13 protein-coding genes are annotated in these 16,061 nt (G+C 37.0%); 1 reads left to right on the top strand and 12 read right to left on the bottom strand.

Features of this window, described 5'->3' with window-relative positions:
- Positions 1-204: 204 nt before the first annotated feature.
- Positions 205-729, top strand: a complete 525-nt coding sequence (locus tag F8M42_RS09180) for a hypothetical protein (protein WP_182186160.1) — start codon at positions 205-207, stop codon at positions 727-729.
- A 292-nt stretch (positions 730-1,021) separates the two neighbouring features.
- Here F8M42_RS09180 and F8M42_RS09175 read toward each other — a convergent pair whose 3' ends face one another.
- From F8M42_RS09175 to F8M42_RS09120, 12 genes are all read right to left on the bottom strand, one after another.
- Positions 1,022-2,350, bottom strand: coding sequence for an MFS transporter (locus F8M42_RS09175; RefSeq protein WP_182186159.1), 1,329 nt, complete (start codon positions 2,348-2,350; stop codon positions 1,022-1,024).
- Between the two features lie 32 nt (positions 2,351-2,382).
- On the bottom strand, positions 2,383-3,384 hold the full coding sequence (gene iolC, locus F8M42_RS09170) for a 5-dehydro-2-deoxygluconokinase (protein WP_229711317.1): 1,002 nt from the start codon (positions 3,382-3,384) through the stop codon (positions 2,383-2,385).
- A 30-nt stretch (positions 3,385-3,414) separates the two neighbouring features.
- Positions 3,415-4,230: a class I fructose-bisphosphate aldolase gene (locus F8M42_RS09165; RefSeq protein WP_182186157.1), complete on the bottom strand. Its 816-nt coding sequence runs from the start codon at positions 4,228-4,230 to the stop codon at positions 3,415-3,417.
- A gap of 178 nt (positions 4,231-4,408) precedes the next feature.
- Positions 4,409-5,443 (bottom strand): alcohol dehydrogenase catalytic domain-containing protein, encoded by a 1,035-nt coding sequence (locus tag F8M42_RS09160; RefSeq protein ID WP_182186155.1) that lies wholly within the window; start codon positions 5,441-5,443, stop codon positions 4,409-4,411.
- Positions 5,444-5,464: 21 nt separating this feature from the next.
- A complete protein-coding gene (locus F8M42_RS09155) occupies positions 5,465-6,304 on the bottom strand; it encodes a MurR/RpiR family transcriptional regulator (protein WP_229711549.1) in 840 nt (279 codons plus the stop codon).
- A gap of 178 nt (positions 6,305-6,482) precedes the next feature.
- Positions 6,483-7,832: a radical SAM protein gene (locus F8M42_RS09150; protein ID WP_196607072.1), complete on the bottom strand. Its 1,350-nt coding sequence runs from the start codon at positions 7,830-7,832 to the stop codon at positions 6,483-6,485.
- Positions 7,833-8,244: 412 nt separating this feature from the next.
- A complete protein-coding gene (locus tag F8M42_RS09145) occupies positions 8,245-9,462 on the bottom strand; it encodes an ABC transporter permease (protein ID WP_182186149.1) in 1,218 nt (405 codons plus the stop codon).
- Positions 9,452-10,150, bottom strand: coding sequence for an ABC transporter ATP-binding protein (locus F8M42_RS09140; protein WP_182186147.1), 699 nt, complete (start codon positions 10,148-10,150; stop codon positions 9,452-9,454). Before F8M42_RS09140 ends, F8M42_RS09145 begins: the two co-directional genes overlap by 11 nt.
- Positions 10,151-10,423: 273 nt before the next feature.
- The gene (locus F8M42_RS09135) at positions 10,424-11,287 is read right to left on the bottom strand and encodes an IS3 family transposase (RefSeq protein WP_182186146.1); all 864 of its coding nucleotides are present in this window, start codon (positions 11,285-11,287) and stop codon (positions 10,424-10,426) included.
- Between the two features lie 2 nt (positions 11,288-11,289).
- Positions 11,290-11,655, bottom strand: a complete 366-nt coding sequence (locus F8M42_RS09130) for a hypothetical protein (RefSeq protein ID WP_182186144.1) — start codon at positions 11,653-11,655, stop codon at positions 11,290-11,292.
- Positions 11,656-13,643: 1,988 nt separating this feature from the next.
- Positions 13,644-14,780, bottom strand: coding sequence for an efflux RND transporter periplasmic adaptor subunit (locus F8M42_RS09125; RefSeq protein WP_182186142.1), 1,137 nt, complete (start codon positions 14,778-14,780; stop codon positions 13,644-13,646).
- Positions 14,777-16,060, bottom strand: coding sequence for a TolC family protein (locus tag F8M42_RS09120; protein ID WP_182186141.1), 1,284 nt, complete (start codon positions 16,058-16,060; stop codon positions 14,777-14,779). Before F8M42_RS09120 ends, F8M42_RS09125 begins: the two co-directional genes overlap by 4 nt.
- Between the last annotated feature and the right edge of the window lies 1 nt (position 16,061).

Raw genomic sequence — 16,061 nt, 5'->3', positions numbered from 1 at the left:
TATTATATTAACAGGTTATTAGTGATTTATCCATATAATAAGCGATTAATTATCAAAAATAAAGATTACTTATAAAATTTGCTAAATTATTTAATAGATATATTTACAGTTACACTTTGTCATGCTATAATATTTTATATAGTATATCATTTGTTTTTTATAGAAATATAATAAATACTAAATTTTATGAAAGTTGGATAAAATATGAATATTGCTTCTGATGATAAAATAGCCGCTATTTTACCACGATATACTGACAATGGTGATGGGACAGTGATTATAGATGCAAGAGGACAAGAAGTGTTTTATCCGGTCGGATATAAACCTATTATCAGGCAATTAGCAGGCAGGCACTGCAAAGATATCTGTTTATTGCGTGATTGGGCAAAAGTCAAAGTTGGCAGAAGATTGTGGCTGCCATTAGGATTTAGTTGGGAACTTGTGCTTACTCCTATAAAAGTCAGAGATGTCAGGGTAAAAGGTGATGGCACATTGGGTTATGTTAATCTTACCCATATAAAACGAGTTAAGGAAATAGAGAATATAGCATCAGTGGAACTTAATAATGGAATGATTATACCGGTGCTTTGGCAGTTGGAAACCTTACGGCATCATTTAAAAGACGCTATACTGCTCCATTTTAATATAGTACATGTCATTGATAAAACAATTTGGAAAAGATTGTATAAAAATGTTGAGATGTTGCAGTTGTATAAGAAAAGTGAATAAAGTGTTAACTGCTTTTGTGATATTTTCTCAAAGAAAAGTTCTTTATTTAGTTTGGGAAAAAAATGGAGCTGTCACACATAAATATTTTCATTTATAAATGCAAATACGTGGTTTCTTTTGTTCGCACTCGGAAGGGTGGAACCGTGCGCAGTGTAATGGGTTGCATTTATGAGATTATGTGGCAGCTCTATTAATATTGAAAAAATTTCAATTTTATGTTGTAAGAGAGTGAGAAAACAATAATGTTGGGTATTTATCTAATATTATTTTATAAATTTTATTAGTGTAGAATTTATTTTGTTTCATTTACAGGTTCAGCAAGAGTTAAAATAATTATGAATCCAATAATTGCTGATACGGCAAAATAAGAGAATACTATATTATAATTTTTAAATATATCTAATAATGCTCCGGCAATCATTGGAGAGAAAAATCCTCCTAAATTTCCACCACTATTTACCAGAGAAATGGCAGTGGGATAAGTACTTTTGGTAGTTAATCCCATAGGATAGGCAGAGAAGGCAGGCCAACCTATATTGAGCATAAAACCAACCATGAATAAAGTGATAGCAACAAGGGTAACATTTTCTGGTACATTGATTAATATAACCATCATGAAGCAGGTGGCAAGAGCTGTTATCAGCATAGTAGGTTTTCTACGACTGTTAAAAACTTTATCAGAGAGCCATCCACCAATAACTGAGCCGATAAATCCTCCTACCCACGGAGCAGAAGCGACAAAGCCCATTTTTAAAAATGAATATCCTTTTGCCGTTACCAAATATGATGGGATCCAAGTTAATAATCCTTGCAGTACACACACCATAAAAAAATATGCTATGGTATTACCAACTATGTTCCATGACAAAAAAACATTCTTATTTGTTTTTATTAACTTTACTGGTTTAGCACGAATGAATTTGTCAATCCAGCCTAAGCTTTTATAGTTACTTTTATTAGTACCATTTTCTGCTGTTTCTTGAATGTAAGCAAGTTCTTCTTTGTTGCAGTAAGGACTTTGTTCAGGTTTGTTTTTCACATATCTATGCCAAATAAAAGCCATTAAAATACCTGGTATGGCAAAAATATAGAATACATATCGCCATCCAAAATTAACCGCTATCCACACAGCTATAGGTGGTACGACGATGGGGGCAAACATTGTGGCACCAATGTATCCCATACCTGTGGCAGTGGCTTTTTCTTGCGCAGGAAAATATCTATTGATAGTAGTTGTCATGCCCACTGGTGTGGGACCTTCTGTTATACCTAGAGCAAAACGAAGCCATTTCATGGAAGTTATTGATTGGATAGTTCCTAATAAAAATGTAATTATGGAGAATCCCATTATTGATAACGTTGTAAGTCCACGTACACCAAATTTGCTAAAAAACAATCCGGCAGGTATTTGCGATATGGCATATCCTAAGAAAAAGAAACTCATGATAGCACCCGCTTCAAAATTGTTTATAGGAAATTCTTGCTTTAGGAATGGGATAACGACGCCTACATTACTGCGATCGGCAAAATTTACGCTATAGGTAACAAAGATAATTCCCAAGACAATCCAGCGGAAATATGTTTTGTGATTTTTGACAGTTTTTGTTATTGAAGTTTGCATAATAACACCTTCCTTTCATTGTAATGAGAAAATTATTGCTGGGGTAAAATCATTTTATGTGAAGCTATATATTTTTCTACTTCTTCGAGTGTTGGAATTGAATCAGAGCAGCTATGACCAGAAATGGTGATAGCTGAAGCCGCTGCTGCATAGTTTAAGGTATCTTGTATTGATTTTTTATTAAGGAGCCCGTAGATGAAAGAACCAGCATAAGCATCACCTGCACCGAATGTTTTTAGCACTTTTGCAGGATAGATATTTCCTTTATATACATGACCGTCGCAGGTATAAACAGTAGAACCTTTTTTACCGTGTTTGATAGATATTAATGAGACACCACGAGAAAGGAGATTTTTCGCCGTTTTATTGTCATCGGTGTTCCCTGGCATAATTAGTGCTTCCAGATAATTGAATTCTTCTCGTGTACCTAGTACAATATCAGCTTTTTCTGCTGCTAATAAGTAATAAACGGCTGTTTCAACAGGTGAATTCCAAGTATATTTTCTATAATCGGGATCAAATATAATGCGGACATTATTCTTTTTTGCATATTCAATAAGTGTGAAAACTGCTTCACGGGCTGGCCCGGAAGTTAAAGAAGTACCAGAAATCAAGATGGCACTGGCCTGTTTGACGTATGATTCGTCAATTTCAGAGCAAGAAATATGCAAATCTGCTGCATTGTTACGGTACATAAAACAATTACATTCAGATGGAGACTTTAATTCTCCAATAGTTATTCCTGTACGAATATTTTTTTCGGCAAAATAAATATGGGAAACATCAACTCCTTTTTGTGAAAGATATATTTTGATATATTTACCGAGTGGATCAGAGGAAACTTTACCAATATATCCGACATTTAATCCCATTTTAGACATAGCAACTGCGGTATTTGCTGGTGATCCCCCGACATATTTGGTAAATGTTGATGCTTTTTCCAATGGCCCTATTTCATTAGCATATAAGTCAATCGTGGCGCGTCCTACTGCTATCACATCTATAGGCCGGGATCTGTTAAATTGTATTTCCATGTTTTTCCTCCTGTAGTGAAGTAGGTATAATTATTGATGATGTTCCAGATCATCAAGCATTTGCAGAGCTTCCGTTATGGATAGATTTTTATGAATTAAGGCTGATATTGATTTTATTAATGAGGTGGGGTCTTGATATTGGAAAACACATCTGCCAAAGGTAATACCAATGGCACCTGCGGATAAAGCATCATGTACTAGTTGAAAATAATCTTTTGGTGTATTCCCCAAAGTACCACCAGCGACGACGACTTTGGCTGGGCATGCTTCAACAACTTTCGCAAAACTGTCAATGCTGCCAGTATAGTTTGTTTTGACTATGTCTACTCCTAGTTCAGCTCCTACACGTACTGCATAGGCTACTGCTTTTTCACTGCATCGATCAGATTGATTAATACGATTACCACGTGGATAAATATGCGCTACCAGCGGCATTCCATATGATGCAGCATCTTTGGCAATTTTTCCTACAGCAGCTATTTGGGTAGATTGTGTGTCTCCACCAACTATACAACCTATAGATATAGCGTCGGCACCATAACGTACTGCTTCCTCAACATCGGCAACTACTGTGTCTGCATCTGGTTGATATGGTGAGAATGTGGAGCATTTTAAAATTAGAGGTATTTTACCTGCATGAGATGTAAAACAAGTATCAGCAATACCCTTGTGCATAGTTATTGAATCAGGTCCACCGGCAATTAATTTATCTAAGGTATTCTTAATATCACCTAAACCTGGCAATACACCACGCGCCATTGCGTGGTCAACTGTCAAACCAAAATAACGATTATCCTTCTTGCTGATTAATCTATTCATTCTTATTTCTTTTCCTAAAAAACTCATGTAGTTTATTCTCCTTTTATAAAAAAAAATTTTAAAAAAATAAATATTATAAGAAAAAAAGTTTCATAAAGGGCAAAAAAATATATTATCCTGTTGAATAATAATTATTTTTGATAGAATATTTTATAAGTATATTCAATATTTTTCACCTCCTTTAAATAATCAGAAAAATTATTTGCTATGGTTTAATTAATATTTTAAAATGATTACCACTTTTTTGTTGGTTATATGCTTGGAGAAAATCTTCTATGGAGTAAACAGCCGAAATAAGGCTTGTCAAATTAATCTTTTTGCTGTCCATAAGAGTAATAGCTGAGAGATAGTTATTTCGTGTATATCCTCTAGAACCAATAATTTCAATTTCTTTATAATGGATATAATTTAAATTAATAGCGTAGCTGTCTGTTTTTGCAAAGCCACTGAATAAAATGATTCTTCCCCCTGTAGAACAAAGCTTTATAGCTTCGCCTACAGCTGTATTAGCGGCACAGGCAATAATTATTTTGTCAAAACTTTGTATTTTATATTTTTGCATAATAATGTGGATATTATCCTGAGTGGGATCTATTGTTATGTCTGCACCTGATTCTTTTGCTTTTTTACGGCGCAGTGAAGATGGATCACTCACGAGGATTAGATGCACATTATGCAAACGGCACAGCATTAAATGTATCTGACCTATTGTACCTGCACCGACAATTAAAACGGTATCAGTCGGTTGTAAATTGGCTTTAGTAATACCATTGATGCAGCAAGCAAGGGGTTCAATAAGTGTACCATCTTTTAACGATATATTATTGGTCAGTTTGGTAATATTATTGTTTTTTATTCCTTCATAGGTTATGCGAATATATTCAGCATAACCTCCACTGAGTTGGTAACCAAATGCTGTTCTGTGTAAACAAATATTTTCACGACCAGATAAACAGCATTTGCATTTATTACAAGGGATTATGGGTGCAATGTTAACTGATTCTCCAGTGTGTAGATGTTTAATATTACAACCAACTTGAGATATTGTTCCAGATATTTCGTGACCAATGATGCACGGATATGAAATATCTTGAATTTTTTTCCCTTCAAGAATTCTTATGTCAGTGGCACAAATAGCACAATAGGCAATTTTTATAAGGATTTCATTATCATTGATAATAGGGGTAGGAAGATATTGTAATGAAAATTCATATGGTTTGGATAACACAATAGCCTTCATGATAAAAATCTCCGATATAGATTATATTTTTCTGCCCGACGTTGCATTTCTCGTAATATATACTGCATTTTCACATTTTTTATATTGATGCAGAGAAGTTGCTACCAGTAAAGCATCTAAAACTGTGATTTCAGCGATTCTGGAGGCAAAACCTTCACTTTTATAGATAGTTTCCTTAGCTGCTGTAAATAATACGATATCACTAAATTTTAAGATGGATGATTTTGCTTTGTTAGTTACTGCAATTGTTGTTGCTCCAACATTTTTTGCTAATTCCAGACAACTAATTGTCTGTTTGCTGCCACCCGTATGTGAAATACCAATAGCTACATCGTCAGGACCTAGTAAACTGGCAGACATTGCCTGAGTATCCGCATCTAAATCTGCTCCACATTTTACACCAATTTTTAAAAATTGATGTTTCAGATTCAATGCGACATAAGCTGATGCACCTGCTCCGTATAATTCTATCCTTTTTGCAACAGTCATTGCTTGTACTGCTTTTTCAAATTCATTGTCATTTAAGACTGCTAATGTATCGGATAAAACTTGTATTCTAGAGTGAAATACTTTACTTTTAACAACGGGAAGAGTATCGTTAATATTGAGATCTTCAAGAATAATTTGCTGAGGATTTATTATATATTTTGCTAAATTAATTTTGAAGTCTTGATATCCTTTATAACCCAAAGATTTACAAAAACGTACAACTGTTGCTTCACTAGCATTACATCTACTGGCTAAATCACTCACGGTTAGATTAAGTACATCTCTGGTATATTTGATTACAAAATTAGCTACTTTTTGTTCTGCCTCAGTTAAAGCGTTTAATTGTTCTTGAATTGTGCGAACAATTGGCATATTCAATAATATCATCTCACATTAAATTAATAAATAGATTAATTTTCATACCTATATGATAACACCTTATAATATTTATTTCAATAATTTGCCAATTTTTTTAAAAAAAAATTTCAGAAATACACTAAAAAATACCATGTAGACGATATATTACATGGTATTTTTAGTATTAATATATTTATTTTGCAATTCGTTTTGACCAAAGTTCATCGGCAACCGGTTGCCAGTTAGCAGCATATTTTTCGCATTTATGACAAAGGTGTTCGGCGCTTTCAGGACTACAGTAATCGGTATTGACAGCATGGCTGTTTTTTACTAATCTTGGTAATTCTTGTGGGTTTTCCAGCATAGGACAAGGACGGAAATGATTACTGTTAAATGGTTGATTATCATGATAAGCTTGAAAAATAGGACTTCTTAAGGCATCTAATAAGGTAGTATTGTGAATGTTTGTATTGGAATAATGAATAAATACACAAGGTTCAACATCACCCTTGGCATTGATATGCAGATAGCGGCGTCCACCGGCGATGCAGCCACCAACGTGTATTCCATCATCTTGGAAGTCCATGCAAAACAGTGGTTTGGTATTTCTTATCTGGCAAATGTGTCGATATAATGCGGTACGCTGCTGCGGTGTTACCATCAAAGATGGAACGGCATCATTGCCCACAGGCATGTAATGGAAGAACCAACTAAACATGGCACCCATATCGATCATTTTATCAAAAAAAGCTTCACTGTTGATATCATTGAAGTTAGCAGAAGTATAACACACAGAAAGACCAAACGGTAGCTTATGATCTTTTAATAGTGCCATTGCATGGGTAGCCTTTTGGTAAGCACCTTTACCGCGTCTATTGTCATTGGCAGCTTCAAAACCTTCCAAGCTGATAGCAGGGATAAAGTTTTTGACGCGCAGCATTTCGTTGCAGAAAGAGTCATCTATTAATGTTCCGTTGGTAAAAGCCAAAAATTCACAGTCAGAATGAGCTGTACATAGTTTCATGAGGTCATTTTTTCGTACTGTTGGCTCACCTCCGGTATAGATATACATGTAGATGCCAAGTTTTTTCCCTTGCCTAATGATGGAATCGATAGTGTCATAGTCGAGATTATAGTTGTGTCCATATTCAGCTGCCCAGCAGCCGGTGCAGTGCAGATTACAGGCAGATGTCGGGTCAAGCAGGATGGCCCACGGTACATTGCAATTGTATTTGGCAGCATATTCATCTTGTATTTTGCTGCCATTCAAAGTGGCATTGACAAAAAAATTGTTGAAAAAAGCTCTTCTTACACCGGCATCAAGTTGATATGCATACAAAATAAGCTGATACATGTTATCTTTTTTGTCGATGGTTTCGTGAATCATTTCACGCGCGACACTGTATAAGTCATGTGGGAAAATCTTGTCTACCATATTCATTACTTTGGGAATGTTTTCTTCTGGGTCTTTTTCAAGATATTCGGAGATAAGTTCAAGTCCCTTGCTTACAGTGAGAGTTTTTAGTTTGTCGGTTATGCTCACAATAATCACTCCATTCATTTTATTGTAATATCAATTAGTGTGATTGTAATTTTTGTAATTCAAGGACAGTTTATGATTTAATCATTATGTTTCAGCTACGCTGCTAAAGAAGTATTGGAGTTAATATGTAAAATAAAAGCGCCTATCGGGATGATAGGCGCTGAAAAAGCTCAAAGTTATAATTATGTTATGAAATTTGAGTTATCGATAGCCGATTTACGTCGTATCTTCCCACAATAAAAAAAGCTGAAACAATGATTGCTCAGCTTTTAGTGCATATAACTATATTTAAACGAGCTGAGCGACTAATTACCAACTTACCAACTGTCCGTTAATATAGTAATATTATAGCATAAAATGACAAAAAGTCAATTGTAATCATGTAAGGTAAAAGATACGTTGAAAGTGTGTTTTATTCGTAACGCAAGGCTTCAATTGGATCCAATTTGGCTGCTTTTCTGGCAGGATAAATGCCAAAAAACAGGCCTATACCGACAGAAAAGAAAAAAGAAAGCAATATCGGCAAGAGTGTTATCACAGTATTAAATCCGGCAAATTTGGCTATTGCCAATGATGCTCCACAACCCAGTAATATACCAATTAATCCACCGATGACGCTCACGACGATGGATTCGATAAGAAACTGCATCATGATATTGTTGAAAGTGGCGCCAAGAGCCTTTCTTATACCAATTTCTCTGGTGCGTTCTGTTACGGACACCATCATTATATTCATAATGCCGATACCGCCGACAACTAGGGAAATGGCGGCAATACTACCCAGCAGCAGTGTTATCATGGTTGTGGTATTGGTCATTGTTTCCATCAGGCTGGTGAGATTTCGCACTTGAAAATCGTCATCATCGGGATTACTGATCTTATGACGCTGACGCAGTAAAGTCTCAATCTCACTTTGGACTTGGTCCATTTTATCTGCGGAAGAAACCTGCACATTTATTGTTCTGATATAGGTAATAGCCATCAATCTTTCCATGGCGGTGCTGATCGGGATCAGTACACAGTCATCTTGGTCCTGCCCCATAGAAGATTGTCCCTTGCTTGCCAATACGCCAATTATTTTGTAAGGATCGTTATTTATGCGGATGGTTTTTCCCACTGGATTGACACTGCCAAATAAATTTGAGGCAACAGTAGTACCAATTACAGCAACACGTGAGCGTGTCTGCATATCATTGGTGGTTATAAATGAACCACTGGCTACACTGAGCGAACGTATTGCCATATAATCTGAAGTTATACCATAGACGACGGTATTCCAGTTTTGGTTGCTATAAATAATCTGCTTTGAGCTTTGTACGCTGGGAGCAACATAATCGATATTTTTGATTTTCTTTTTTATGGCATCAGAATCATCAAGCTTTAGTGTTTCGCCGCTGCCGGCGGATTGTCTCACACCATTGACCTTGGGGGCACCCGCCTGCACAATGAGCATGTTGCTGCCGAGACTGGCAATTGAATTTTGAACGTTTTTTCGTACGCCCATACCGAGCGATACCATTGCTATTACGGCAGCAACGCCAATTATTATGCCAAGCATGGTCAAAATAGAACGCAATTTATTGGAAAATAAAGCTTTTAGGGCAATTGTTACACTTTCTTTAAACAACATCCATTCGTTCCCCCTTACCGGCATCACGTGTTATTTTACCATCACGAACCAGTAACTGTCTTGAAGCACAGGATGCAATCTCGGGTTCATGAGTGACGAGAATAATAGTTTTTCCCTGTTTATGCAGCTGGATAAAGATTTCCATTATTTCTCTGGTGGACTTTGTATCGAGATTACCGGTCGGTTCATCGGCCATGATTATACTGGGATCATTAACCAGTGCCCGGGCGATGGCAACACGCTGGCGTTGTCCTCCGGATAGCTCATTAGGTTGATGGTCGGCACGGGTATCAAGACCTACTGCCTTTAGAAAAAATGAAGCACGTTCGATTCTTTCTTTATGGCCTATGCCTGCATAGACAAGCGGTAAAGCTACATTGTCCAAAGCACTTATACGGGAAAGCAGGTTAAAGTTTTGAAATACGAACCCAATTTTTTTATTGCGGGTTTTAGCCAAGGCGTCATCGCTGAGATGAGATACTTCATCACCATCCAGTCGGTATGAACCGACTGTGGGGCGGTCAAGGCAGCCAAGAATATTCATGAGGGTGGACTTACCGGAACCGGAAGGACCCATCAGGGCAGCAAATTCACCTTTCGCTATGTTCAAGTCAATGCCATTTAAAGCGGCAACTTCCTGAGTACCTATTTGATATATTTTTTTTATTCCTTCAAGGGAGATTGTCATTTTATCCCTGCCTTCCAGAAAATGAATTTCAATAATAATTGTAATTTGTCTGATGTTTAAGTGGTGAAATTTTTGTGCCATAGCATAGTTATTGTTGAGAATGATTTTAGAAAAATATGCAGCTTACCACGCTGCGCGTGGTTCCAATGTCCGTCCTTTTATAGGCAGACATTTTTAAGAATGACTAATCCATAGGCTCCCTTCCAGGGGAGCTGCCGGTGCATTGCACTAGTCAACAAAAACTAGACACGAAATAAAAAAATTATTGTGAAATTATGAAACGTTTATTGTTTGAAAATAATATTCTTTATATTGTCTTGGTGTAAGGTATTTCAACGAATATGCAGGTCTTTGTTCATTGAAAAATGAAATATAATCTGAAATTTCTTTTTCAACATTATTTTCACCAGTTACATGTAAATCTTCAAAAAGCTCAGCTTTAATCCAGCCATTAATAGCTTCCATAGCAGCATTGTCCGTAGGTGTTCCGGCACGGGACATCGAATGTACAATCCCATATGCAGGAAGCAAGTCATTAAACTTTTTAGATGAATATACTGAACCTTGGTCTGAATGAAGAATTGTTTCGCATGCATTCATTTTATTTTTTAATGCTATTAAATCTGTTAATCCATTGATATAAGTCATTTTGTCACCGCGTTTAGATGAAAGAGCATGTGATATTATTTCATTATTCCAAAGGTCCATATATAATGTTAATTCATAATAGATACCATGTACTGTAAAAGCAGTCATATCACTGACAATGCACTGCATAGGACCACTTATATTCATTTCACTTAATAACAGATTGGGAAATGTGCGTAATGGATTGCCGGGTTTCTTATATTTATAATGTTTTGCAGTACTCTTGATTCCTGTTGCCTTACAGCACTTATGGGCATAAGGATCTGAAAGAATTAATCCAGTGTCTAAACAAATTTTGGCATTCAGCCAGCGATACCCATGTGATGGATACTTGATATGATATTCAGCAAATAATGCACTATTGTTAATAAAATCTTTTGTGCGTCGTGACGGATTAGAAAGTTTACTTTTCCAAAGATAAAAGCTGCTTCGATTAATTTGCATTATTTCACAAAGCAATTTTATTGGAAATTCACCGGAAAGTTCCATGATTACTTGATACTCCTGTTGTCTAAAGGAATGTATTTTTTGTTGACACCATCTTCTTTCACTTGATAGCCTTTTTTTAGTCTGGATTCATTAATCCGTACCTTAATTAATTCACGAATTAATTCATCCTTAGTCATTGATTCTAGTTCGTTCATTCCCATTGCTGGTGCAATTGCGGTATTATCTGCATAAGATGCAATAGTTTTCTTGTTCTTAGGTGGCAGATGATTTAAATCTCTATAGTAGCGCATATATTCACGAGCTGTGTTAGTACTGATTTCGTACATCTCTGAAGCAGTATTCCTATTAATTTCATCGTCGTAAATCCGACGCCCAATGTCCAGTTTTTCTTCTTTTGTGTATTTCATGGTAAACCCCTTTGTCCATAATTTGGAGGCAGCATGACTGATAATGTATTTTTATTATTATTATAATAGTACATTATTAATCTTTTTTACCACCCCCTCTGTGTCTAGTTTTAGTTTACCACTTCAGCAGCCGGCTGAGGGGTTATCTTAAAACAAGACAATATTTTTGATGTGAAAATTTAAAGGAAGTAAACCCTTCCGTCATGGCGTTTACGCCATGCCACCCTCCCTGTTAGGGAGGGCTTTAAAATGCGTACTTATTATAATCTAATAAGTAGTGATATCAAAACAGTTAATCATTAAAAAATAAAATTCAATGTACCGGAAAATGCAATAAATATTCTTTCTACTTCATAAAAGAATGCCTAATCCAAAGGCTCCCATCGAGGGGAGCTGTCGGCGCAGCCGGCTGAGGGGTTATCTTAAAATAAGACAATGTTTTTGATGTGAAAATTTAAAGGAAGTAAACCCTTCCGTCATGGCGTTTACGCCATGCCACCCTCCCTGTTAGGGAGGGCTTTAAAATGCGTACTTATTATAATCTAATAAGTAGTGATATCAAAACAGTTAATCATTAAAAAATAAAATTCAATGTACCGGAAAATGCAATAAATATTCTTTCTACTTCATAAAAGAATGCCTAATCCAAAGGCTCCCATCGAGGGGAGCTGTCGGCGCAGCCGGCTGAGGGGTTATCTTAAAACAAGACAATATTTTTGATGCAAAAGTTTAAAGGAAGTAAACCCTTCCGTCATGGCGTTTACGCCATGCCACCCTCCCTGTTAGGGAGGGCTTTAAAATGCGTACTTATTATAATCTAATAAGTAGTGATATCAAAACAGTTAATCATTAAAAAATAAAATTCAATGTACCGGAAAATGCAATAAATATTCTTTCTACTTCATAAAAGAATGCCTAATCCAAAGGCTCCCATCGAGGGGAGCTGTCGGCGCAGCCGGCTGAGGGGTTATCTTAAAACAAGACAATATTTTTGATGCAAAAGTTTAAAGGAAGTAAACCCTTCCGTCATGGCGTTTACGCCATGTCACCCTCCCTGTTAGGGAGGGCTTTAAAATGCGTACTTATTATAATCTAATAAGTAGTGATATCAAAACAGTTAATCATTAAAAAATAAAATTCAATGTACCGGAAAATGCAATAAATATTCTTTCTACTTCATAAAAGAATGGCTAATCCAGAGGCTCCCTTCCAGGGGAGCTGCCGGCGCAGCCGGCTGAGGGGTTATCTTAAAACAAGACAATATTTTTGATGCAAAAGTTTAAAGAAAGTAAACCCTTCCGTCATGGCGTTTACGCCATGCCATCCTCTCTGTTAGGGAGGGCTTTAAAATGCGTACTTATTATAATCTAATAAGTAGTGATATCAAAACAGTTAATCATTAAAAAATAAAATTCAATGTACCGGAAAATGCAATAAATATTCTTTCTACTTCATAAAAGAATGCCTAATCCAAAGGCTCCCATCGAGGGGAGCTGTCGGCGCAGCCGGCTGAGGGGTTATCTTAAAACAAGACAATGTTTTTGATGCAAAAGTTTAAAGAAAGTAAACCCTTCCGTCATGGCGTTTACGCCATGCCATCCTCTCTGTTAGGGAGGGCTTTAAAATGCGTACTTATTATAATCTAATAAGTAGTGATATCAAAACAGTTAATCATTAAAAAATAAAATTCAATGTACCGGAAAATGCAATAAATATTCTTTCTACTTTATAAAAGAATGACTAGTCCAAAGGCTCCCTTCCAGGGGAGCTGTCGGCGCAGCCGGCTGAGGGGTTATCTTAAAATAAGACAATATTTTTGATGCAAAAGTTTAAAGGAAGTAGACCCTCCCGGCATGGCGTTTACGCCATGCCATCCTCTCTGTTAGGGAGGGCTTTAAAATGCGTACGGTTCAAAATTCTTAGAGATTAAGAAAATTTTGCTGTGATAATACACCTGCCCTTTTAAGGACGCCGTGAGGATTGCTATCTTATAACGGTGGACCTCCATGACTTGATGACGTTGAAGTGGTTTTGGGAGCGGTATAAGTGAGAGCTATTTTATCACCTTCACTTAGGCCATCGGTAATTTCAACATAATCATCACTGTAAATACCGGTTTGTATATATTGGTTTGTTGTTTTTCCGGCATCGTCGATCAATACTACGTATGAACCGTTGCTGTCTGTTTTAAGTGCGGCAAGCGGTACTGCCAATACATTGGGCTTATCAGCGGTGTTTATGTCAACACGGGCGGTCATGCCAGGTTTAAGTAAACCATTATCGTCATCTATATCCAAAGTAACATAGTAATAGATTACCGATGAGGATGAGGAAGATGACGAGGAAGTGGATGATGAAGATGAGGCAGTATCCCATGAGTTGTCGGTATCAGTCTGGGATATTTTGGTAACTTTCGCGGTGAAGTTTTTATTGGTATAGGCATCGACGGTGAATGTAGCTTCTTGTCCGACTTTTATATTGCCGATATCGGTTTCATCGATTTTAGCCAGAATTTGTTTGCGTGATAAATCGGCTATGCGCATTATAACAGTAGGATTGCTGGTTCCCTGCACAGCCATGGTGCCAGGTGTCTGCGGTTTACCAACGATTATTCCGTCCATAGGGGAGGTGATAACAGTTTCATCTAAGTTGTATTTGGCTACTTCCACATCACTTTTAGCAGTTTCATAGTTGTACTCAGCGTCCTCAAAATCGGCTTTTGATTCAGCACCGATGGAATATAGATAATTGGCCCGATTATATTTCGATGATGTATTAGTTACTTTTTCCTGGGCTTTTTTAAGTTCGTTTTCTAAATCGGTGCTGTCCAATGTAGCAACTGTCTGTCCTTGTTTAACATTATCATTTTCTTTAACAAGTACGGTTTTGATGCGTCCGGTAATTTTAGAACTGACATCGACCGCTTCTACCGGATATACAGTACCAGTTCCGGATACTACTGATTTCAGGTCCATGCGTTGTACGGTATAGATATTGTCACTGGATATACTGTTGGTTGTCGCCTGTTTACTTTGCCAGTATTTGTAACCGGCGAAGCCGATTAAGGCCAATATTATCAGTCCTGCTACAATTTTTATGATTGATTTTCTTTGTAATTTTTTCATTTAATCGTTTCTCCGTCGTCATCTAATCCCATCGTATTTTCCAATTCGGCTTTGTAACGGGCATAATCGTATTGGGCACTTATGTAATTTAATCTTGCTGTGGAGAGAGCAAGTTGGGCATCGGTAACATCAAGGGTCGTTCCGGCACCAACCCGGTATTTTTCCTGGGCAATGAAAAAATCTTCTTCTGCCTGGGCAACTGCTGTTTGAGTTGAATTAAAACGTTTTTCAGCTTCCTGCATATTGAGGTAAGCCTGTCTCACTTCGAGGTCGATGGAGTCATTTTTTTGCTGTAATGTCAGCTGGGCTTGGTTGAGTTCTGCTTCGGCAGCGTTTACATTGGCTTTGGTGAGTCCGTTATCAAAAACATTCCAGCTGGCCGATACGCCGATGGTATAGTCATGGTCCATGTCACTGGGCAGGACTTGCTTGTCCCAGTTAGAGCTGACAGAGGCGTCAACCGTCGGTTTGTAATCAGCTTTAGCGAGTTCTACGTTTTTTTGTGCGATTTCATAGTCTAATTTTGCTTCTGTTAAATCTTTGCGGTTATCAGCAGCATAGGAAAGACAATAGGGCATTTGATAATCAAATGGAATGTAGCGGAAAGTGTCAGTGAGCTGCAACGGTTCATCACGATTCATTTTAATGATGTTTTTAAAGGTTATTACCGATATGTCGTAACTATTGCGAGCTTTTATCAGGTCCTGCTTAGCATTGGACAAGGCTACTTCCGAGCGTAATAAATCAGATTTTGGAACGCTGCCGGCACTATATAACTGTTGTACATTTGTTAGATGCTTGTCATAGTTGTTAACTGATTCCTGATCGACATCAATGTTTTGCTGTGCCTCCAAAATATCGTAATAGGCTTTTACTGTATCGTATTTTATATTTTCAATAGTGCGCTGGGTATTAAGGGTGCTTTGGGTCATCGATTGTTCTTTTATAGCTGTGTTGAGTTGTTTTTTCCCGGCAGTATATAACGGGTAAGTAGCCGACACACTGGTATTGTTGTCACGTTCATAATGTGCATCAGCACCGTTGGAGACAGTAGTCGTATTGCCGAGTGTGATGGTAAAGCCATATTTGGCTTTCGTGCCGTTGAGTTCTGCCTGAGCCTGATTTTCTTTTTGTGAGGCGATTTTTATGTCTAAGTTATTTTGCAGAGCCATTTGTACAGCCTGATCAATAGATAAACTTTGACATTGACCGATAGTCGTTTGAGAAAAAATAAGAGAAAAGGAAAAAAGTAGTGTAAGATGTTTGGGTTTTAAGTTCATA

Source organism: Pectinatus frisingensis (genome assembly GCF_014076555.1).
In the GTDB taxonomy this organism is placed as follows: Bacteria; Bacillota; Negativicutes; order Selenomonadales; family Selenomonadaceae; genus Pectinatus; species Pectinatus frisingensis.
The sequence above is the reverse complement of the archived record's forward strand: the minus strand, read 5'-3'. Positions and strand labels throughout refer to the sequence as shown.